The following is a 19,953-nucleotide window of genomic DNA, read 5'->3' as shown; positions in this document are numbered from 1 at the left end:
TCGATTTCGCCACCCTCTCCCGCAAGGGGAGAGGGTCCGAGCGCGATTTGACAGGCTTTTGAGCAGCGATGGATGGCCGGGTCAAGCCCGGCCATGACGGCGGGAGTTACGCGAAATAGATCAAGCCCAGCCATTCCGCGACGAGCGCCGGCTTGTCCTCGCCTTCGATCTCCACTGTCACGTTGGTACGAGACTGCAATTCATTGGGCTTGCGCAGCTTGGCTTCGGCCAGCACGAACCGGCCGCGGACGCGTTTGCCCGAACGCACCGGCGAGATGAAGCGCAACTTGTCGAAGCCGTAATTGACGCCCATCGTGGTGCCAGCGATGACGGGCATCACCTCGTAGGACATGATCGACATCAGCGACATCGTCAGGAAACCGTGCGCGATGGTGGTGCCGAAGGCGGTTTCCTTCTTCGCACGCTCGGGATCGACGTGGATGAATTGGTGATCCTCGATCACGTCGGCATAGGTGTCGATACGCGGCTGGTCAATCAGGTGCCACGACGATACGCCGATCTCCTTGCCGACCATGGCCTGATAGGCTTCCAGGGAAATCGGCGGCTTCTTCCAGACTTCGTTCACTAGGTCTCACTCCGTGTCTTCGACAGCTCCGGAAAATCCTCCTCGCGGAATTCCCGGCCGCGCAGCGGGTCATTGCGATCATTGTCGCGCTCCAGCCTGCGTAGCTGCACGCGACGGATTTTTCCAGAGATCGTCTTCGGCAACTCGGTGACGATTTCGAGGCGGCGGATGCGCTTGAACGGCGCAAGTCGCGTGTGCAGGTGCCTGAAGATCGACAGCGCCGTTTCCGGCGAGCGCTCCGCACCTGACGTCAGCAGCACGAAGGCCTTGGGGATGGCGAGCCGGATCGGATCGGGGCTTGGCACCACCGCGGCTTCGGCGACGAGCTCGTGCTCGAGCAGTACGCTCTCCAGTTCGAACGGGCTGATGCGGTAATCGGACGATTTGAACACGTCGTCGGAACGGCCGACAAAAGTGAGATAGCCGTCCTCATCCGCGAACACGACGTCGCCGCTGCGATAGAGCTGGCCTTCGGCACCGGAGAGCTTGCCGTCGTCGCCCTGATAGCCCTGCATCAGGCCGGCGGGGCGGTCGGCGCCGAGCACCAAGGCCACCTCGCCTTCCTTCGCCGGATGGCCGTCGGCATCGCTCACCTGCACGCAATAGCCCGGCAGCGGCCGGCCCATCGAGCCGACCTTGATCCTTTGCCCCGGCGAATTGCCGGCAAGCGCGGTGGTTTCGGTCTGGCCGTAGCCGTCGCGGATCGTCAGGCCCCAGGCGGCCTGCACCTGGTCGATCACTTCAGGATTGAGCGGTTCGCCGGCGCCGCAGACCTCGCGCAGGGCCACCTTGTACGAGGCTAGGTTCTCCTGAATGAAGAGCCGCCACACCGTCGGTGGCGCGCACAGCGTGGTGACGCCGCAACGGCCGATGGTGGCGAGCAGGCCCTTGGCATCGAAGCGCGGCTGGTTGACCACGAACACGGTGGCGCCCGCATTCCACGGCGCAAAAAGACAGCTCCAGGCATGCTTTGCCCAGCCTGGCGACGAGATGTTGAGATGGACGTCGCCGGGCTGCAGCCCGATCCAGTACATGGTCGAGAGATGACCGACGGGATAGCTGCGCTGGCTGTGCCTCACCAGCTTCGGCTTTGCGGTCGTGCCCGAGGTGAAATAGAGCAGCATCGGGTCGTCGGCGTTGGTCGGACCGTCGGCTGCAAAGCCCTCCGAAGCCTTCGCCGCCTCGTCATAGGCCAGCCAGCCATCGGACGCCGCGCCGACCACGATGCGAACGACATCCTCGACGCCAAGGCTGGCGAACTTCGCGACCTGGTCCTCGGCAGCCACCACCGCCTTCGCCCTGCCGCGATCGAGCCGGTCGCGCAGCTCCTCGGCGGTGAGCAGCGTCGTCGCGGGAATCACGACGACGCCGAGCTTCATCGCCGCCATCATCGTCTCCCACAGCGGAACCACATTGCCGAGCAGCAGCAAAAGGTGATCGCCGCGCTTCAAGCCCTGCGCGCGGAGGAAGTTGGCGACCTGGTTCGAGCGCTTCGAGAGCGCCGCAAAGGAGAGTTTTGTCTGCTTGTCCTGCGCGGCATCGACAATCCAGAGCGCGGGGCGATCCCTGCTGTCCGCATCCGCCGCCAGCTCCGCGTCGAACCAGTCGAGCGCCCAGTTGAAGGGAGCCGGATCGGGCCAGCGGAAGCCTTTCACCGCTGTCTCGTAATCCGTTCGGTGTTGTAGGAGAAACGCGCGCGCTTCCTGAAATGTCGTCATGATCCGGGCCCGTCGAATTGACCTTCGAGCGTAGCCCGGATGGAGCGGAGCGCAATCCGGGGGCGGACGCGCCGATTGAAAGAGCTGTCCCGGATCTGCTTCGCTTCATCCGGGCACCAAGCGAAGGCTATTTTCCGGCCAGTCCCCTAACGTGCTTGATAATTCCGGAAAAATCCACCCCGCCCTGCCCGGCTGCGTCGAAAGACTGATAGATCTCCTGCGCATGCTTGCCGAGCGGCGTCGCCGCGCCCGCGGCCTTGGCGGCGTCCTGCGCCAAGGTCAGATCCTTCACCATCAGCGCCGAGGCAAAGCCCGGCTTGTAATCGTTGTTCGCCGGCGAGGTCGGCACCGGGCCTGGAACCGGGCAATAGGTCGTGAGCGACCAGCACTGGCCCGACGAGGTCGAGGCGACGTCGAACAGCGCCTGGTGCGAGAGGCCGAGCTTCTCAGCGAGCGCAAAGGCCTCGCTCACCGCGATCATGGAAATGCCGAGGATCATGTTGTTGCAGATCTTGGCCGCCTGCCCTGCGCCGGCGCCGCCGCAATGGACGATCTTCTTGCCCATCTTCTCCAGCACCGGCTTTGCCGCCGCAAACGCGCCCTCCTCGCCGCCGCACATGAAGGTGAGCGTCGCGCCCTTGGCGCCGCCCGTGCCGCCGGAGACCGGCGCATCGACCGAGAGCACGCCGCTCTTGGCGGCAAGCGCATGGGCCTGGCGCGCACTCTCGACGTCGATGGTGGAAGAGTCGATGATCAGCGCGCCCTTGGTCATGGCGGGAACGACCTCGTTCCAGACACCGAGCACATGCTTGCCTGCGGGAAGCATGGTGACGACGACATCGGCGCCCTTCACCGCGCCGGCGGCACTGTCGGCAATGCCGGCGCCATCAGCCTTGGCCTGCGCGCGCGAAGCTTCGACGAGATCGAACGCGACGACCTTGTTGCCGGCCTTGACGAGATTGGCCGCCATCGGGCCGCCCATGTTGCCCAGACCAATGAATGCGATCGTGGCCATTGTCGTTTCCTCCGCGGGTTTCGTTGATTAGTTGAACTTCAGCTCGTCGGCGCCGATCTCGGCGAGATATGGCGCAAGCATCTGCGGCGTCACGTCCTCGACCCGCGGCGGCGACCAGGTCGGCTTGCGGTCCTTGTCGATCACGGCGGCGCGCACGCCTTCGCGAAAGTCGTCGCTGCGGAAGACTTCCAGCGCGGCACGATATTCGCGCACCAGGCACGCTTCCAGGCTCGACGCCGTGCGCGCCAGCCGCAGCAGTTTCAGCGTCACTACCATGCCGCGCGGCGACTTCTCATTAAGCGTCTTGAGCGTGGCCAGCGCGAATTCGGAGCCGTCGCGCGCGAGCGCAGCGAAGATGTCCTCTATGCGGTCGAAACCGAACAGCGCATCGATCGTCACCTGTTTCACGGCGACCGGTCCGGCCGTCTCGCCCGTCGCAAAGCCATCGATGAGCTTGCTGACGTCGGCTGCCGTCGCGTCTGGCCGAACCCTCGTCAGCGCTTCGCGCAGCTCCGGCCATTTGGCCGCCGGCACCACGGCATCCGCGAACTTGGCGTGGATCGCGTCGGGACCGTTCATGGTCTGCCCTGTGAGGCCGAAATAGGTGCCGATCTCGCCCGGCGAGCGCGAGAGCAGCCAGGTGCCGCCGACATCCGGGAAGAAGCCGAGCCCGACCTCGGGCATCGCCAATTTGGTGCGATCGGTGACGACACGATGGCTGGCATGGCCTGACAGCCCGACGCCGCCGCCCATCACGAGGCCGTCCATGAACGCGACATACGGCTTCGGATACTTCTCGATCCGCGCGTTCATCACGTATTCCTGGCGCCAGAACCGCGCGCCGAGGTCGCCGCCCTCGCGCGAGCTCTCCCAGAGGCCGCGAATGTCGCCGCCGGCGCAGAGACCACGCTCGCCGGCCCCTTCCAGAATGATCAGCGCGACTGCAGGATCCGTCTCGAAGCGGTCCAGCGCCGCGTCGATGCCGATGGACATCTCCAGCGTCATGGCGTTGAGCGCCTTGGGCCGGTTGAGCCGGATCACGCCCGCGGCGCCCTCGCGGCGAACGACGAGATCGCCCTCTTCCACTGCGCTCATCGCGCGCCCTCGATCAATTTGCGCGCCACGATGAGCCGCATGATTTCGTTGGTGCCTTCGAGGATCTGGTGCACGCGCAGATCGCGCACGATCTTCTCGATGCCGTATTCGCTGAGATAGCCGTAGCCGCCGTGAAGCTGCAGCGCGTGGTTGGCGACTTCGAAGCCGACATCGGTGCCGAACCGCTTGGCCATCGCGCACAGCATGGTGGCATCCGGATCCTTGCGATCCAGCGCCGCCGCAGCACGCCACAGGAAGGTGCGCGCGGCCTCTAGCTCGATCGCCATATCAGCGAGGCGGAATTGGAGCGCCTGGAATTCGTCGAGCCGTTTTCCGAACGCCTTGCGCTCCTTCATGTAGCTGCGCGCCTTGTCGAGCGCGGCCTGCGCGCCACCCAGTGAACAGGCGGTGATGTTGAGGCGGCCGCCATCGAGGCCGGCCATCGCGATCTTGAAGCCGATGCCCTCCTCGCCGAGGCGGTTGGCGACCGGCACGCGGGCGTTCTCGAACATCACGGCGCGGGTCGGCTGCGCGTTCCAGCCCATCTTGCGCTCATTGGCGCCGAAGGAAACGCCCGGTGTCTTGCCGTCGATGACGAGGGTCGAGATGCCGCCGGGACCGTCGCCGCCGGTCCTGACCATCGCAACCAGCAGATCGGTGCCGCCGGCGCCCGAAATGAACTGCTTCTGGCCGTTGAGCACGTAGTGGTCGCCCTCGCGCACCGCGCGGGTGCGCAACGCCGCCGCGTCCGAGCCGGCGCCCGGCTCGGTCAGGCAGTAGCTCGCGATCAGCTCCATGGTGCAGAGTTTTGGCAGCCATTTCTGGCGCTGGGTATCGCTGCCGAAGGCATCGATCATCCAGGACGCCATGTTGTGGATGGAGATGAAGGCGGAGGTGGTCGGGCAGCCCGTCGCCAGCGCCTCGAAGATCAGCGCCGCGTCGAACCGCGACATGGCGGAGCCGCCGACATCCTCCCGGATGTAGATGCCGCCCATGCCGAGGCTTGCTGCCTCGCGCATCACGTCGACGGGGAAATACTTTTCCTCGTCCCAGCGCAGCGCGTGCGGCGCGATCTTTTCCGCCGCAAACGCCAACGCCATGTCGCGAACCGCGACCTGATCCCCGTTCAGAGCGAATTGCATCCCGGCCTCTCGCTCCAAGGAGGTTTACTTCATCAGCGGGATCGAGAACTCCGCGCCTTCCTTGACGCCGGACGGCCAGCGCGAGGTCACCGTCTTGGTCTTGGTGTAGAAGCGGACCGAGTCCGGGCCGTGCTGGTTGAGATCGCCGAAGCCGGACTTCTTCCAGCCGCCGAAGGTGTAATAGGCGATCGGAACCGGGATCGGCACGTTGATGCCGACCATGCCGACATTGACCTTGGCCGCGAAGTCGCGCGCGGCGTCGCCGTCGCGGGTGAAGATGGCCACGCCATTGCCGTAGTCGTGATCCGAGGGCAGCGCCAGCGCTTCCTTGTAGTCATGCGCACGGACGACCGAGAGCACGGGGCCGAAGATCTCTTCCTTGTAGATCCGCATGTCCTTGGTGACGTTGTCGAACAGCGAGCCGCCCAAATAGAAGCCCTTCTCGTAGCCCTGCATCTTGAAGCCGCGGCCGTCGACGGTCAGCGTCGCGCCTTCCTTGATGCCGATGTCGATGTAGCTCTTCACCTTCTCGACCGCCTCGCGCGTGACCAGCGGACCGTAATCGGCCGACGGGTCGATCGAGGTGCCGATCTTGAGCGACTCGACGCGCGGGATGAGCTTCTCCATCAGGCGGTCGGCGGTGGACTTGCCGACGGGAACGGCGACCGAGACCGCCATGCAGCGCTCGCCGGCCGAGCCGTACCCGGCGCCGATCAGCGCGTCGACAGCCTGATCCATATCCGCATCGGGCATGATGATGGCGTGGTTCTTGGCACCACCGAAGCACTGGCAACGCTTGCCGGTCTGCGCGGCGCGCTCATAGATGTACTGCGCGATCGGCGTGGAGCCGACGAAGCCCACGGCCTTGACATCGGGATCGTCCAGGATGGCGTCGACCGCTTCCTTGTCGCCATTGACGACGTTGAGGATGCCGGCCGGCAGGCCGGCCTCGATCATCAGCTCGGCGAGCAGCATCGGCACGCCGGGATCGCGCTCGGAGGGCTTGAGGATGAAGGCGTTGCCGCAGGCGATGGCGGGGGCAAACTTCCACATCGGGATCATCGCCGGGAAATTGAACGGCGTGATGCCGGCGACGACGCCGAGCGCCTGGCGCATGGAATAGATATCGATGCCGGGGCCGGCGCCTTCGGTGTATTCACCCTTCATCAGATGCGGGATGCCGCAGGCGAATTCCGCGACTTCGAGGCCGCGCTGGATGTCACCCTTGGCATCCGGAACGGTCTTGCCATGCTCGCGCGCCAGAAGCTCGGCGAGCTTGTCGTAGTCGCGCTGAACCAGCTCCACGAACTTCATCATCACGCGGGCGCGGCGCTGCGGATTGGTCGCGGCCCATTCCGGCTGCGCGGCGCGGGCGTTCTCGACGGCGGCGCGGACCTCGGCCTTGGAGGCCAGCGCGACCTTGGCCTGGACGTCACCGGTCATCGGCTCAAAGACGTCTGCCGTCCGGCCCGACGTGCCCTTCACTTCCTTGCCACCGATGAAATGTCCGACTGAACGCATGGAATGATCTCCTTGAGGTCGAGCTTGAACGCTTTGACAAATCCTATCGACCTGCATTTATTGGGATTCAAGTCTGAGATATTGCACCATAGATGTGCGAAAATGCTGGATCAAGGTAGCATCGACTGGGACGACTTTCGCTTCGTGCTCGCCATCGTGCGGGGCGGCTCGGTGTCGGCTGCGGCAAAACAGCTCGGCGTGGACCATGCCACGGTGATCCGCCGCGTCGACCGGCTGGAGAAGCACCTGTCCGCCAAGCTTTTTGACCGGCGCAAGACCGGCTACCTCCTCACCGAGGCCGGCCAGCGGGTCGCCGACAGCGCGGAAGCGATGGAATCGACCATCGTCGCCAACCAGGAGCAGGTCGGCGGCTCGGTGGCGCGGCTGACCGGAACGGTGCGGATCGGTGCCCCCGATGGGTTCGGCACCGCCTTCCTGGCGCCACGGCTGGCCCCCTTCGCGGACCGGTATCCCGATCTCGATCTGCAACTTGTGGCGACTGCGCGGCTGTTCAGCCTCTCCAAGCGCGAGGCAGACATCGCCATCAGCCTGACCATGCCGAAGGAAGGCCGCATCGTCGGCCGCAAGCTGCTCGACTACCGGCTCGGGCTCTACGCCGCCCCCGCCTATCTCGAGCGTTTCCCAAAAATCGCCTCACGACAGGATCTGCCGCAGCACCGCTTCGTCGGCTACATCGAGGAGCTCCTGTTCACGCCGGAACTCGACTATCTTCCGCAGGTGTCGCCGCGTATCTCCGCGCGCTTCCGCAGCGCCAATCTGATCGCCCAGCTCAACGCCACGCTCTCGGGCTTCGGCATCGCCGTGCTGCCGCATTTCATGGCGAGCGACTATCCACAGCTGGTGCCTGTGCTGCCTGACGAGATCTCGATCACGCGGACGTTCTGGATGCTGATGCACGCCGACAGCAAGGACCTCGCGCGAATCCGGGCTGTGGCGGATTACATCTCGGAGATCGTGGAGCGCGAGCGGGCGTTGTTTGCGGGGCCGTGAACGACCGTCCTGTAGGGTGGGCAAAGCGAAGCGTGCCCACCATGTCAGCCGCAATCGTGGAGAGATGGTGGGCACGGCGCTCACGCGCCTTTGCCCACCCTACGATACCCTGCCTAATTCTGCTTCGCCTTCTTCGCGGCAGCCACCTTCGGCTCACGCTTCACACCCTCGAGCGCGCTATCCTTGCCTGCCTTCAGCACCTCGTCCGAGAGTTCGCTCGATCCGGCGATGCGCGCGAGCAGCATGGTGCCGGCCATGGTGGCCAATGTCGCAATCGCCTGCTTGCGCGCCGCCTTGCGCGGCAGGTTGGGAATGTAGTCAGTCATCATCTCGATCATCTCGTCGAGCTTGCCCGCAAAGGCCTTCCGCGTCTTTGGGCTTTCGCGGGCGATCTCGGCACCGAGGGCGGGGATCGAGCAGCCATGGCCGGGATTGTCGCGATGCAGCGCGGAGAGATAGCTCTCCATGACCAGCGCCAACCGCTTCTCCGGCACGGCCTCGCCGGTCAGCTTCCGCCAATGATCCATGGACCGATCCATGGCGTAGGCGAAGGCCTCGATCACCAGTGCCTCGCGGGAATCAAAATGGGCGTAGAAGCCGCCATGGGTCAGGCCCGCCTCTTTCATGAGATCGGCGACGCCGATGCCGTGGGCCCCCTTTTCACGCAGCCGCACCGAGGCCTTCTTCACGATGCGGTCGTGGGTTTCCTGCTTGTGTTCCCGGGAATAGCGCATGCGCATCTCATTGAATGTCGAAGATCATCTCATAACACAGTATTGGACCAGACGGTGAATTAATTCGCGTTCAGACATTGCTGATCATGGAGAAGGTTGCAGTTGCATGGACCGAGAGCGCGCCTTTGCCGTCGCGCACGAAACCCTCGGTATAGCTGGTCTGGCGTCCCAGCTTGATGATCTTGCCTTCGGCCGAGATGCGCCCCGAACGGACCGAGAGCGGCCGCAGGAAGGTCATTTTCAGGTCGAGCGTCACGGACGATTGCCCGGCTTCCAGCCGTGTCGAGATTGCGCATCCCATCGCGGTATCGATCAGCGCCGCCGCCGTCGCCCCGTGCAGAAGGCCGATGGTGTTCTCGAGATCCTCACGCGGCTCCAGTTCCATGACGATCCGGCCCGGCTCAACCACGGCCATGGTGAACCCGATCAGCTTGGCGAAGGGCGGCGGCGGCAGCCGTCCGTCGCGAATGCCCAGCATGGCGTCCATGCCCGACAGGCCCATCGCCACTTTCGCGACCGGCGCGGGCACCTGCCAGTCCACCACGCGCTCACGCCGCTGTGCCGGCGAGAACAGGTCGAGTTGATTGGATTCGGTCATGACGGCCTCTTTATATGACATATATCATACTATATCACGGACTTCACGTTGGCAACTCCGTCGCCGCCCGCTTGACAATTGACCCATTTCAGACGGGAAGTGGTCCGGACGCCCCATAGGCGTCCCAACGCCACGAAATCTTTCGAGATCAAACGATGGAAATGCTCAATCAACATTGCGGCATCACGCGCGATGCCCGCGGCGTCGTTCATGTCGCGATCTGCAACGCCGGCACGCTCAACATTCTCGGCTCGCCCGTGACCGACGCGGTGCGCGAAGGTCTCGAGCAGCTCTCTTCCGACCGCAGCATCCGCGTCGTGGTGCTGCGCGGCCAGAGCGAAAAGAGCATGATCGGCGGCGCCGACATCAAGGAGATGGCCAAGCTCGACCAGACATCGGCCGAAGCCTTCATTAGCCGCCTGCGCGATCTCTGCGAAGCGGTACGCACCTTCCCGGCGCCCGTGATCGCGCGCATGCCGGGCTGGTGCCTCGGCGGCGGGCTCGAGGTCGCCGCGGCCTGCGACTTCCGCATCGCCGCACATGATGCGCATTTCGGCATGCCCGAGGTGCGGGTCGGGATCCCCTCGGTGATCCACGCGGCGCTCTTGCCGCGGCTGATCGGCTGGGCCCGCGCGCGCTGGCTGGTCATGACGGCGGAGAACATCGACGCAGCAACGGCGCTGGCATGGGGATTGGTCGACAAGGTCGCGCCGGAAGGCGGGCTCGATGCCGAGGTCGAGCACGTCGTGAAGGCGTTGCTCGAATGCGGCCCGGAGGCGCTGCGGTCGCAGAAAGCGCTGCTGCGGCAATGGGAGGAGCTGCCGCTGACGGAGTCCGTGAATTTGAGCGTCAAGGTGTTCGGCGAGTCGTTCCTGACGGACGAACCGACGCGGCTGATGCAGGCGTTCGTGAACCGGAAGCGGTAGGCGGCTCTCGGTGTCGTCCCGGCGAACGCCGGGACCCATACCGCGTGATTTCTCGATGAACCGTGGTCTCCGTACCACGGCATAGTCACTTGACTGCCATTCTTCGCAAAACTTTGACCCGTGGCTATGGGTCCCCGGCCTTCGCCGGGACGACGACAGAGTGAGAGTTCGGCTCCCATCAACAAATCTCATGCGAACCGCAAGATTTTCTCATCTCTCCCGCGGTTGCATTTTTTGCGCCGCATCATATGATGATCATAATCTTATCTATTACCGCAGGGAGTTCCGTCATGGCCGAAGCCGCCGATCCCGTCGTCATCGTTTCCGCCGCCCGCACCCCGCTCGGCCGCTTCATGGGCGAGCTGTCGCCGCTCGCCGCACACAAGCTCGGATCGCACGTGATCGGCGCCGCGCTGGAGCGCGCCAGGCTCGCACCCGAGAAGGTCGACGAGGTCTTCATGGGCTGCGTGCTGCCGGCCGGCCAGGGCCAGGCACCGGCGCGGCAGGCAGCGCGCGCGGCCGGCCTGCCCGATGCCACCGGTGCCACCACCGTGAACAAGGTCTGCGGCTCCGGCATGAAGGCGACCATGCTCGCCCACGACATCATCCGCGCCGGCTCGGCCGAGATCGTCGTGTCCGGCGGCATGGAGAGCATGAGCAACGCGCCCTACCTGCTCGCGAAGGCGCGCGGTGGCTATCGCGTCGGCCATGATCGCATCATCGACCACATGATGATGGACGGGCTGGAGGACGCCTACGAGACCGGCCGCTCGATGGGCGATTTCGGCGAGGCGACCGCGGAAGCCTACCAGTTCACCCGCAAGGACCAGGACGCCTATGCGATGGAGACGCTCAGCCGCGCGCGCAAGGCGGTCGAGGGCGGCGCCTTCAAGGCCGAGATATCGCCGATCACGCTGAGCGAGAAAGCAGGCCCCCGCGTCATCGCCAATGACGAGCATCCGCTGAAGGTCGATCCCGCGAAAATTCCCGGATTGAAGCCGGCATTCCGGGCCAACGGCACCATCACGCCGGCCGCCTCCTCCGCCAACGCCGACGGCGCCGCGGCGCTGGTGCTGGCCAAGCGCTCGCTCGCCGATCGCAGCGGCCTGCCGGTTCTGGCCGAGATCAAGGGCCACGCCACTCACAGCCAGGAGCCGCAATGGTTCACCACCGCGCCGATCCCGGCGATCCGCAAGCTGCTCGACAAGGTCGGCTGGAGCGCGGGCGATGTCGACCTGTTCGAGATCAACGAGGCCTTCGCCGTGGTGGCAATGGCGGCACAGCGCGACCTCGGCATTCCCCGCGACAAGCTCAACATCAATGGGGGCGCTTGCGCACTCGGCCATCCCATCGGCGCAACCGGCGCACGGCTGATCGTGACGCTGCTGCACGCGCTCGAGGCGCAGAACCTCAAGCGCGGCGTTGCGGCGCTCTGCATCGGCGGCGGCGAGGCAACGGCGATCGCGGTGGAGCGGCTCGCGCACTGACGCGATAGAAAGTCCGAAAATGAGGGAACTCTGTCATTTTAGACAGACGCGTCCCGTGTCATTCTGTACCCTCGCGCAGGCCTCCCAAAGACCTGCCCACCAACGTTGAGGCTCAATGATCTCGAACTGGCTCGCGGCAGCGCTTTCCCGCCGCAATATCCACTACGGCTGGGTGATGGTCGGCGTCACCTTCCTCGCCGCGCTGATCAGCGCCGGCACGGTCGGTGCGCCCGGCGTGTTCATCGTTCCCCTGCAAAAGGAGTTCGGCTGGAGCACGGCGGAGATCTCCTCCGCACTGTCGATCCGCTTCATCCTGTTCGGGCTGATGGCGCCGTTCGCGGCCGCCCTGCTCAACCGCTACGGCCTGCGCAACGTCACGCTGGCAGCGCAGCTCATCGTGGTCTCGGCGCTCGTGCTCTCGCTCGGCATGACCGAGGTCTGGCAACTCATCGCCTTGTGGGGCGTGGTGATCGGCATCGGCACCGGCATGACCGCGCTCGTGCTCGGCGCAACCATTGCGACGCGCTGGTTCGCAGCGCGGCGCGGCCTCGTCGTCGGCATCATGACCGCGAGCGTTGCCACCGGCCAGCTCGTGTTCCTGCCGCTGCTGGCGAGCCTCACCGAACGCTACGGCTGGCGGCTCGCGCTCGGCTTCGTCTGCATCATGCTCGTGGTGTCGGCGCTGGCGGTCCTGCTCGCGATGAGCGATCGGCCGAGCGATGTCGGCCTCCGCCCGTTCGGCGACGAGGGTACCGCGCCCCTGCCCGCCCCGCCCGTGAGCCACGGCTCGATTACGGGGGTGGCGCTCGGCACGCTGCGCGACGCCTCGAAGTCGACTGCGTTCTGGATCCTGTTTGCCACCTTCTTCGTCTGCGGCGCCTCGACCAACGGGCTCGTCCAGGTGCACCTGATCCCGATGTGCCTCGATTTCGGCATCCCGCAGGTGCAGGCCGCGAGCCTCTTGGCCGCAATGGGCATCTTCGACTTCTTCGGCACCATCATGTCGGGCTGGCTGTCGGACCGCTACGACAATCGCTATTTGCTCTTCTGGTATTATGGCTTGCGCGGGCTCTCGCTGATCTTCCTGCCCTTCAGCGATTTCTCGTTCTACGGCCTCTCGATCTTCGCGATGTTCTACGGGCTCGACTGGATCGCCACGGTCCCGCCGACGGTGCGGCTCACCGCGCAGAAATTCGGACCCGAGCGCGCCAATCTGGTGTTCGGCTGGATTTTCGCCGGCCATCAGCTCGGTGCCGGCGCGGCCGCCTTCGGCGCCGGCTTCTCGCGGACGGTCTATCAGAGCTATCTGCCCGCCTTCTTCATCGCCGGAGCGCTCTGTGTGTTCGCCGCGCTGATCGTGCTGGCGCTGTCGCGGCAACCGAAGCCGCAAGCCGCGATGGCCTAGTACCTGATCTTGGTGGTGACTGGCTCGCGCAGCGCAGATCGGGAGTCAGCGACCGTCCCGGCCTGGTGACGCTGTACGTCACCTTGCAACGAACCTTCTCGCGCGGACCGTCCGAGGGCTTCATCGCGCCGATGCGCGACCATGTGCCGGCCAAGCTGTCGAACACCGGCTCTGCGCACAATGGGCTGACGCCCATGAGCACGAGACAGGCCGCACCGATGCCCATGCGGCCTGCCGAAAACTTCAATAGCATTGAGCCAATCCTGATCCGTGAAGTCTGGGCGCGTCCTGGACCCGAATGGCCGCGGGATGTTGACGAAGATGTTTAGAAATGTTGCAAAGATTGCCTGAACGTTGCCGGGATCGGCACATCGAGTACACGCCAAGATGTACCCAGGGGAAACAAATGCCTGCTCCGTCCTCCGAACCCATCATCCCGACCGCTCCCTTGACCGCCGAGATGCGCGATGCGTTGCGCGCGATCGTCGGCGAGAAGGGCTTTATCGAGGACGAGCACGGCAAGCAGCCGTTCGTGACGGATTGGCGGGGAGTGCTGGTCGGCGGTGCCGGCGCCGTCGTGCGTCCCGGCAGCACAGGGGAAGTGTCGAAAGTGGTCCGGCTTTGCCATGAGCACGGCGTCGCGATCGTGCCGCAGGGCGGCAACACCGGCCTGATGGGCGGGGCCACGCCCTGGCCTGCGCACACCGGCATCGTGCTGTCGCTGGGCCGCATGAACCGCGTGCTGGATGTCGATCCCGTCGGCTATTCGATGACGGTCGAGGCCGGCTGCGTTTTACAGACGCTCCAGGAGACTGCGGCCAGTCACGACAGGTTCCTGCCGCTCAGCCTGGGCGCCCAGGGCTCCTGCATGATCGGCGGCAATTTGTCGACCAACGCCGGCGGCGTGCAGGTGCTGCGTTATGGCAATGCCCGCAATCTCGTGCTGGGGCTCGAGGTCGTCCTGCCGAATGGCGACGTCTGGGACGGATTGCGCGCGCTCAAGAAGGACAACACCGGATACGACCTCAAGCACCTGTTCATGGGCGCCGAAGGGACGCTCGGAATCATCACCAAGGCCGTGCTCAAGCTATGGCCGGCGCCGAAGGACGTCAGCACCGCGTGGCTGGCGATCCGCGATCCCCGCGCGGCCCTGGAGATCCTGTCCGACGCGCATGCGGCATCCGAGGACAATGTCGGCTCCTGCGAGTTGATGAGCCGCGCCGCGATCGACATGGTGCTGCGTCACATTCCCGGCACCCAGGATCCGCTGAAGGCGGACACGCTGTGGTATCTCCTGCTGGAATGGTCGTCTGCGCGCCCACGCCGGGACGGGACCGAGGGCATGTCCGAGAAGCTGGAACAGTTCCTCGCCGATCAGCTCGAGGCCGGCCGCGTGCTCGATGCGGCGATCGCGCATACGGTCAGTCAGTCGCGCAACATGTGGCGCATCCGCGAGGGTGTCGCCGAGGCCTCCCGCGCCGAGGGGCCGGGACTGAGCTACGATGTGTCGGTGGCGATCTCCAAAATACCGGAGTTCATCGACAAGGGGCTCAAGGCCGTGCTCGACATTCTTCCGACCATTCGCCCCTACCCGCTGGGACACATCGGTGACGGCAATCTGCACTTCTCGTTCATGGGGCCGGTGGGCATGGATCAGCAGACGCTGACCCAATACAAGGATGCCATCACCCGGGCCGTGAACGACCTCATCACCTCCATGGGTGGCTCGATCTCAGCGGAGCACGGCATCGGCATCGACAAGCTCGACGAGCTCAGCCATTACCGCTCGAAGACCGAGCTCGACATCATGCGCACCATCAAGCGCGCGCTCGATCCGCAGAACATCATGAACCCGGGCAAGGTGCTGCGGCTGTGACCGTGGATCAACAGGTCTTCTTCTGCAGGTGCTGGACGCAGGTGCAGCTCGACGTCGCCGGATATTTCACGTCGTAATAGGGAAAACTGGAGGTGGCCGGGCTGTTGGTCGAGCAGCGCGGGAACAAATAGTAGCTGTCGGACAGCTTCACGGTGCCGGCGATGGTGAAGCCGAGATTGGGCTGGTAGTCGTAAGACACTTCGCTCAGGATGAGCGAGATATTGGCGTTGCTGGTCCCGCTCGGCGCGGTAAAGGACGACAAGCTCATCTGCTGACCGACGGCCCTCGCCCCCGTGGAGCTCGTCGACTTGCTCCATTGCACCGTCGCCTTCCCCGTGCTGTCGGTCGAGACTTCCGAGACCGTGATCGTCATCAGGGATGTCGTGCCCTTCTTGGTGGGATAGGGAGCCATGATGGCGCTCGCAGCCGCGAGAATCCCGTCCATCTGAGTGGACGTGACGGCGGTGTTCTGCGTGATCATGTCGGCGACACTGTGCGCGGTCGCGCTGACCTTGACGTTCATGGCAAGGCCGTTGCCGAGCTCGACGCCGCCGACATAGAGCACCAGCATGAACGGCACCACCATGGCGAACTCCGTCGCTGCAACGGCGCGGTCATCGGCCACCAAATGCCGGGCGCGAGATGACAGGGCGGAGAACATCAGGAAGCTCCTGGCTCGTTCTGGAACGCGGCAGACGACATGATCAGCCGGTTGCCGTTGGTGAGGTTCGAGAGGTTGAAGCCGAGCGGCCCGAGGACCACCGGCCACACATACATGACGCGGAGCACGACGATATCCCCGGCATCACCGGGATTGTACTGCCAGGTATTGGTGACCTTGCCCGTGCTGTCGAAGGTCAGCGTGGGCATCGCGGTGTTCGCCGACGTCCACGAGGTTGCCACCTGCATGTCGACCATCAGGCCGGTGCAGTTGAACAGGATAACGATCTGATCGCAGACCTTCTGCTTGAAGACCGCCTGCGTCATCTGCGCCGATTGGACCTGTCCGGTCATGACGAGGCGGCCCGACTGGCGCACGACGGATTCGAGCATCTGCTGGGCGAAGAAAACAAGAAACGTCTGAACAAGCGCGATGATAAGCGCGAGAAACGGTGCAGCGATCAACGCGAATTCGACGGCGGTGGCGCCGCGGCGGTCCCGCGCGAAGTCAGCGCAGCGATTGCGGCGTCTCTTGGTTGTTGCGGCAGGGCCGGTCATGGCGCGTCTTCTCTACTTCACGAGGCTGGCCGTGCTGGACGCGACCTTGAGGAACAGGTTCGTCAGCGCCGCGGAGATGTCGCCGCCGGTCTGCACACTCGCGTACAGGCCGGGCGAGGCGCACGATTGCAGCCTTTGCGCGATCATGCCCGTGGACGAGGACGGATTGTTGAATTGCGCGATGCGGCTGTTGTACCAGCTGTCGGTCGGCAACTGCAGATACTCGGTGTAGAGCACCGCGATGCGAATGCCGCGGTTCTTGATGGTCGTGCAGATCGTCGTGTCGAGCGGCTGCTGGCAGCGCACGGTCGTGGAGCTGCCCGTCGGCAGCGGATAGGTGGCGGCGGCGTCGCAGGTCCCGGGCTTCGGCATCAGCTTGTCTTCCACGCCGTCGGTGACGAGGAAGACCACTTCCTGCGGCGTGTCGCCCGCCTGGTTGGTGCCGGTGCCGGGATTGGGCATGATGGTGTTGACGCCCGTGAGCCCGCCCGAAATATCCGTGCCGTAGTCGGTGGTGTAGACGCAGTTGCCGTTGCTGGCGACGATGATGCAGTTCTGGTGGTCGACCGTCATGAGCTGGATGTTGGAGATCTTCGTGCCGGCGGTGGTCGGCGTGGTCAGCGTCTGGATCGTGTTGAGGGCATAATCGAACGTATAGATGGCGGCCTTGTAGGTGGTGTTGTTGAGCGCCGACATGCACTGCATGACGCCTCCCGACACACCCGACTGCGGACACGACCAGGGCCCCACGAGCAATTGCTTGACGGCGTTGGTCACGAGATCGATGCGCAGTGTGATGTTGTTGTTGCGCGCGATGGTGAGATTGTCCTTGGTCGACGAGGTGGCGCCGCTGTCCTTTTGGGGATTCGTTTCATGACAGGCGAACGCACAGTTCTTCGAACCCGACGGCTGATTCTTCGTGGCGTTGATCATGTTGGTGATGTCGGTCTGCGTCGCGGCGATCGCCATCGACGGCGAGTCGTCCAGCAGCAGAAAGAAGTTCATGTTGGGCGCGCTTGACGCCCGCGCCGTCGCCGAACCGCCGACCTGCCAGGTCTGCTTGCCGAGGACGCCGGGAAAATTATTCACGGACTGCGCGGTGTAGGCAACCGTGATGGTTCGCGCGAGACCGGAATCGGTGACGGTGACCGTCGGCGTCGGGACCGACGACAGGCCGGGGAGATTGGCCTTCGCCGCGAACACGGCTTCCGCCGTCGCCTTGACGACGGCCGTGTCGGTCTGCGTCAGCATCGCAGGCCGCACGGCCGCGATCGCGGCGGCGTCGGCGGCGGCGTCCAGCTGCTCGCGCTTGCGCAAGGCCAGCGTGTAGTCGAGCGTCATGCCCAGCAGAAAGATGGTCGGGACCATCATGAGCGCGAAGATAATGGCGACGTTGGCCTTCCGATCTCTCGCGAAACGATGCACTGCGCGGCGGAACATGACCTTCATCCTGATCGCCGGCGTTGCGGCAAAAACCCTTCCCTGAAATCCCGTGATGGCGGAGGCCGCAGCATTCCTGCTGCCGATCCCCGCTCATCGCAGGTCGGAATATGGATTTGGCCTTCTTAATCAACACTTACGGGCGGTCCGCAAACATGGACCGCAACAGAGTGCGATGTGTCGTATTGAGAAGGCATCATTAACGTCGCTTAAACGCGACCCCGGGGATTCCCGGCAAAGACCATCTCCACGGCGGGATGGCGGCGGCCTCGCCCGGCGCGAGGTGGCGGCGGGTCCTGCCGACGGGCTGGACCGCCGGCCGCCGGCAGGCCGGAATGACGGTATCCCAGTCCTGCCGGAGGAAGACATTGCCTTGGTCACGGACCCGCGCGCTGCACCGGCAAGCCGGCGGCCGCTGACAACGCGGGTGCCTGCAACTCACTGCATCGCAGCAGCGATCTTTTCCGCCGACATCAGCACCGGGAAGTTGGTGTTGGCGCAGGGCACCACAGGGAAGATCGAGGCATCGACGACGCGCAGTCCCTGCACGCCCTTGACCCGGCCCTGGTTGTCGACCACCGCCATGGGATCGTCGGCCCGGCCCATCCGACATGAGCAGGAGGCGTGCCACACGCCGATGGTCGCCTTGCGCACGAAGGCTTCCAGCGCCTCGTCGTCGTTCATCACCTGATCGAAGGTAAACCCTTCGACCACGAAATTATCGATCATGTAATGACGCAGCGCCGCCGGCCCGTCCATCAGCGTTGCGGCGACCTTGGTCAGAATTTTGTTCTTGGTGTTGACCACGCCGATCTTGCGGACCTTGTCGGTATAGGCGGCCGGGAACGGCTTGTCCGTCACCGTCTTGACCACGTCGCTCATCTGCACCGCCGCCATCTTGCGGAAGCCGCTCATCAGGCGATCGAGATCGCGCCGGTCGGACAAGAGATTGAACTCGACGATCGGTTCCGCCGAGGGATCGCGCGAGGCAAGCTTGACCTGTCCGGTCTCGGAATAGGTCTTGTTGACGAAGGTGAGCAGCGAACCGATCTGCTCCCCGACTGCATGCCAGGCCGACTTGCTGATGACGACGACGAACATGTCGCCTTTCGGCACGCCCGGCAGATCGGAAGAGTAACGCAGGCCGAGCTGCATGTGGCGCCTGGTGTGCTTGTTCATGCGCGCGCCGCGGCGAACGAAGGACGACAGCGAGATCGAGGGATGATCCATCAGGCGCTGGCCAACGCCCGGCAAGCCCATCAGCACGGGAATCCCGAGATCCTTGAGGTGCCCGACTGGCCCGATGCCGGCGCGCAGCAGATGCGCCGGCGAATGGATGGCGCCGCTGGAGAGAATGATCTCGCGTCCGCGGAATTCCTGCTCCCGCCCGTCGACCATAGCCTTCACGCCCACGCACTGGGTGCCTTCGAACAGCAACTCCCGAACCTGCGTGCCGGTGGAGATCGTGAGGTTGGCGCGTTTGCGGGTGTCGCGATCGAGATAGCCCATGGCGGCCGAGACGCGCTGCTCGGCCTGATTAGAATGCGTCACCGGGAAATAACCGTCGACGAACTCGCCGTTCTGGTCGGGCACGAACTGGTGGCCGGCCTGCTGGAAGGCCTCGGCGAAGGCCTGCGAATGCCGCGTCCAGTGCTCGCGCGGGATGCGGCGAACGGGGATCCGGCCGTCCTTGCCGTGGTACGGTCCGTCGAAATCGAGATCGCGCTCGACCTTCTTGAAGAAGGGCAGCACGTCGTTCCAGCTCCAGCCCTCGGCGCCTCGCGCCTGCCATTCGTCGTAATCGGTCGGCGCGCCGCGGTTGGCCATCTGGCCGTTGATCGAGGAGCCGCCGCCGAGCACCCGCGCCTGCTCGTATTTGCGCAAGGGCGGACGCCCCTCGTTCGGATTGTTGTGGCTGACGATCTGGGTCGTGACCTTGAGGTCGGTCCAGTGGAAGCGCGGATCGAAATAGGCCGTGCCCGGATAGCTGTCCCTGATCTCGGCCGGCTCGTTGCCGGGCGGTGTGTCCTGTCCGGCTTCGCAGAGCAGGACCTTGTTGGCACTCTTTGCGGAGAGCCGGTGGGCCAGCACGGACCCCGCCGAGCCGCCGCCCACGATAATGAAGTCAAACACGATTGCGCGTCCTCTTGTTCTTGCCGGGGGACCGTAGCGTGTAATTGT

General features: G+C 64.7%; 18 protein-coding genes. 6 read left to right on the top strand and 12 right to left on the bottom strand.

Annotation, left to right across the window (positions count from 1 at the left end; all coding sequences use genetic code 11):
* Nucleotides 1-106: 106 nt before the first annotated feature.
* The 6 genes from HAP40_RS16615 to HAP40_RS16590 all read right to left on the bottom strand — a co-directional run bounded on the left by HAP40_RS16615 (nucleotide 107) and on the right by HAP40_RS16590 (nucleotide 7,077).
* Nucleotides 107-586, bottom strand: a complete 480-nt coding sequence (locus HAP40_RS16615; RefSeq protein ID WP_157332382.1) for a MaoC family dehydratase — start codon at nucleotides 584-586, stop codon at nucleotides 107-109.
* On the bottom strand, nucleotides 586-2,304 hold the full coding sequence (locus tag HAP40_RS16610) for an AMP-binding protein (protein ID WP_166816798.1): 1,719 nt from the start codon (nucleotides 2,302-2,304) through the stop codon (nucleotides 586-588). The genes HAP40_RS16615 and HAP40_RS16610 overlap by 1 nt, the downstream gene beginning before the upstream one ends.
* A gap of 127 nt (nucleotides 2,305-2,431) precedes the next feature.
* Nucleotides 2,432-3,319: a 3-hydroxyisobutyrate dehydrogenase gene (gene mmsB, locus HAP40_RS16605; RefSeq protein WP_166816799.1), complete on the bottom strand. Its 888-nt coding sequence runs from the start codon at nucleotides 3,317-3,319 to the stop codon at nucleotides 2,432-2,434.
* Between the two features lie 27 nt (nucleotides 3,320-3,346).
* A complete protein-coding gene (locus HAP40_RS16600) occupies nucleotides 3,347-4,414 on the bottom strand; it encodes an enoyl-CoA hydratase/isomerase family protein (RefSeq protein ID WP_166816800.1) in 1,068 nt (355 codons plus the stop codon).
* On the bottom strand, nucleotides 4,411-5,556 hold the full coding sequence (locus HAP40_RS16595; RefSeq protein WP_166816801.1) for an isobutyryl-CoA dehydrogenase: 1,146 nt from the start codon (nucleotides 5,554-5,556) through the stop codon (nucleotides 4,411-4,413). The genes HAP40_RS16600 and HAP40_RS16595 overlap by 4 nt, the downstream gene beginning before the upstream one ends.
* A gap of 24 nt (nucleotides 5,557-5,580) precedes the next feature.
* A complete protein-coding gene (locus HAP40_RS16590) occupies nucleotides 5,581-7,077 on the bottom strand; it encodes a CoA-acylating methylmalonate-semialdehyde dehydrogenase (RefSeq protein ID WP_166816802.1) in 1,497 nt (498 codons plus the stop codon).
* A gap of 102 nt (nucleotides 7,078-7,179) precedes the next feature.
* Between HAP40_RS16590 and HAP40_RS16585 the strand changes: the two genes are divergently transcribed.
* Nucleotides 7,180-8,088: a LysR family transcriptional regulator gene (locus HAP40_RS16585; protein WP_166816803.1), complete on the top strand. Its 909-nt coding sequence runs from the start codon at nucleotides 7,180-7,182 to the stop codon at nucleotides 8,086-8,088.
* Nucleotides 8,089-8,201: 113 nt separating this feature from the next.
* Here HAP40_RS16585 and HAP40_RS16580 read toward each other — a convergent pair whose 3' ends face one another.
* Nucleotides 8,202-8,822 (bottom strand): TetR/AcrR family transcriptional regulator, encoded by a 621-nt coding sequence (locus HAP40_RS16580; RefSeq protein ID WP_166816804.1) that lies wholly within the window; start codon nucleotides 8,820-8,822, stop codon nucleotides 8,202-8,204.
* Between the two features lie 70 nt (nucleotides 8,823-8,892).
* Nucleotides 8,893-9,420: a PaaI family thioesterase gene (locus HAP40_RS16575; protein ID WP_166816805.1), complete on the bottom strand. Its 528-nt coding sequence runs from the start codon at nucleotides 9,418-9,420 to the stop codon at nucleotides 8,893-8,895.
* Between the two features lie 155 nt (nucleotides 9,421-9,575).
* Here HAP40_RS16575 and HAP40_RS16570 point away from each other — a divergent pair, with 155 nt between their 5' ends.
* The 5 genes from HAP40_RS16570 (at nucleotide 9,576) to HAP40_RS16550 (ending at nucleotide 15,114) form a co-directional block, all read left to right on the top strand.
* Entirely contained in the window at nucleotides 9,576-10,346 is a 771-nt protein-coding gene (locus HAP40_RS16570; protein WP_166816806.1) for an enoyl-CoA hydratase, read from the top strand.
* A 290-nt stretch (nucleotides 10,347-10,636) separates the two neighbouring features.
* Nucleotides 10,637-11,833 (top strand): acetyl-CoA C-acyltransferase, encoded by a 1,197-nt coding sequence (locus HAP40_RS16565; protein ID WP_166816807.1) that lies wholly within the window; start codon nucleotides 10,637-10,639, stop codon nucleotides 11,831-11,833.
* Nucleotides 11,834-11,948: 115 nt separating this feature from the next.
* Nucleotides 11,949-13,238 (top strand): MFS transporter, encoded by a 1,290-nt coding sequence (locus tag HAP40_RS16560; protein WP_166816808.1) that lies wholly within the window; start codon nucleotides 11,949-11,951, stop codon nucleotides 13,236-13,238.
* 65 nt (nucleotides 13,239-13,303) lie between these two features.
* Nucleotides 13,304-13,567: a hypothetical protein gene (locus HAP40_RS16555; protein WP_166816809.1), complete on the top strand. Its 264-nt coding sequence runs from the start codon at nucleotides 13,304-13,306 to the stop codon at nucleotides 13,565-13,567.
* 77 nt (nucleotides 13,568-13,644) lie between these two features.
* Nucleotides 13,645-15,114 carry an FAD-binding oxidoreductase gene (locus HAP40_RS16550; RefSeq protein WP_166816810.1) on the top strand — a complete coding sequence of 490 codons (1,470 nt, stop codon included), beginning with the start codon at nucleotides 13,645-13,647 and terminating at the stop codon, nucleotides 15,112-15,114.
* Between the two features lie 7 nt (nucleotides 15,115-15,121).
* Here HAP40_RS16550 and HAP40_RS16545 read toward each other — a convergent pair whose 3' ends face one another.
* From HAP40_RS16545 to HAP40_RS16530, 4 genes are all read right to left on the bottom strand, one after another.
* Nucleotides 15,122-15,775, bottom strand: coding sequence for a TadE/TadG family type IV pilus assembly protein (locus HAP40_RS16545; RefSeq protein ID WP_166816811.1), 654 nt, complete (start codon nucleotides 15,773-15,775; stop codon nucleotides 15,122-15,124).
* Nucleotides 15,775-16,332, bottom strand: coding sequence for a TadE/TadG family type IV pilus assembly protein (locus tag HAP40_RS16540; RefSeq protein WP_166816812.1), 558 nt, complete (start codon nucleotides 16,330-16,332; stop codon nucleotides 15,775-15,777). Before HAP40_RS16540 ends, HAP40_RS16545 begins: the two co-directional genes overlap by 1 nt.
* A 12-nt stretch (nucleotides 16,333-16,344) precedes the next feature.
* Nucleotides 16,345-17,772: a TadE/TadG family type IV pilus assembly protein gene (locus HAP40_RS16535; RefSeq protein ID WP_166816813.1), complete on the bottom strand. Its 1,428-nt coding sequence runs from the start codon at nucleotides 17,770-17,772 to the stop codon at nucleotides 16,345-16,347.
* A gap of 438 nt (nucleotides 17,773-18,210) precedes the next feature.
* Nucleotides 18,211-19,905, bottom strand: coding sequence for a GMC family oxidoreductase (locus HAP40_RS16530; protein WP_166816814.1), 1,695 nt, complete (start codon nucleotides 19,903-19,905; stop codon nucleotides 18,211-18,213).
* Nucleotides 19,906-19,953 lie beyond the last annotated feature (48 nt).

The organism is Bradyrhizobium sp. 1(2017), from assembly GCF_011602485.2.
Taxonomy (GTDB): domain Bacteria; phylum Pseudomonadota; class Alphaproteobacteria; order Rhizobiales; family Xanthobacteraceae; genus Bradyrhizobium.
Note: the sequence above shows the minus strand (reverse complement) of the source record. Positions and strands in the feature narration are given on the sequence as shown.

Excerpts from the sequence above, each read along its gene's own strand:
- HAP40_RS16610 (WP_166816798.1), bottom strand. The coding sequence starts at position 2,304 with ATGACGACATTTCAGGAAGCGCGCGCGTTTCTCCTACAACACCGAACG.
- mmsB (WP_166816799.1), bottom strand. The coding sequence starts at position 3,319 with ATGGCCACGATCGCATTCATTGGTCTGGGCAACATGGGCGGCCCGATG.
- HAP40_RS16600 (WP_166816800.1), bottom strand. The coding sequence starts at position 4,414 with ATGAGCGCAGTGGAAGAGGGCGATCTCGTCGTTCGCCGCGAGGGCGCC.
- HAP40_RS16595 (WP_166816801.1), bottom strand. The coding sequence starts at position 5,556 with ATGCAATTCGCTCTGAACGGGGATCAGGTCGCGGTTCGCGACATGGCG.
- HAP40_RS16590 (WP_166816802.1), bottom strand. The coding sequence starts at position 7,077 with ATGCGTTCAGTCGGACATTTCATCGGTGGCAAGGAAGTGAAGGGCACG.
- HAP40_RS16585 (WP_166816803.1), top strand. The coding sequence starts at position 7,180 with ATGCTGGATCAAGGTAGCATCGACTGGGACGACTTTCGCTTCGTGCTC.
- HAP40_RS16580 (WP_166816804.1), bottom strand. The coding sequence starts at position 8,822 with ATGCGCTATTCCCGGGAACACAAGCAGGAAACCCACGACCGCATCGTG.
- HAP40_RS16575 (WP_166816805.1), bottom strand. The coding sequence starts at position 9,420 with ATGACCGAATCCAATCAACTCGACCTGTTCTCGCCGGCACAGCGGCGT.
- HAP40_RS16570 (WP_166816806.1), top strand. The coding sequence starts at position 9,576 with ATGGAAATGCTCAATCAACATTGCGGCATCACGCGCGATGCCCGCGGC.
- HAP40_RS16565 (WP_166816807.1), top strand. The coding sequence starts at position 10,637 with ATGGCCGAAGCCGCCGATCCCGTCGTCATCGTTTCCGCCGCCCGCACC.
- HAP40_RS16560 (WP_166816808.1), top strand. The coding sequence starts at position 11,949 with ATGATCTCGAACTGGCTCGCGGCAGCGCTTTCCCGCCGCAATATCCAC.
- HAP40_RS16550 (WP_166816810.1), top strand. The coding sequence starts at position 13,645 with ATGCCTGCTCCGTCCTCCGAACCCATCATCCCGACCGCTCCCTTGACC.
- HAP40_RS16545 (WP_166816811.1), bottom strand. The coding sequence starts at position 15,775 with ATGTTCTCCGCCCTGTCATCTCGCGCCCGGCATTTGGTGGCCGATGAC.
- HAP40_RS16540 (WP_166816812.1), bottom strand. The coding sequence starts at position 16,332 with ATGACCGGCCCTGCCGCAACAACCAAGAGACGCCGCAATCGCTGCGCT.
- HAP40_RS16535 (WP_166816813.1), bottom strand. The coding sequence starts at position 17,772 with ATGTTCCGCCGCGCAGTGCATCGTTTCGCGAGAGATCGGAAGGCCAAC.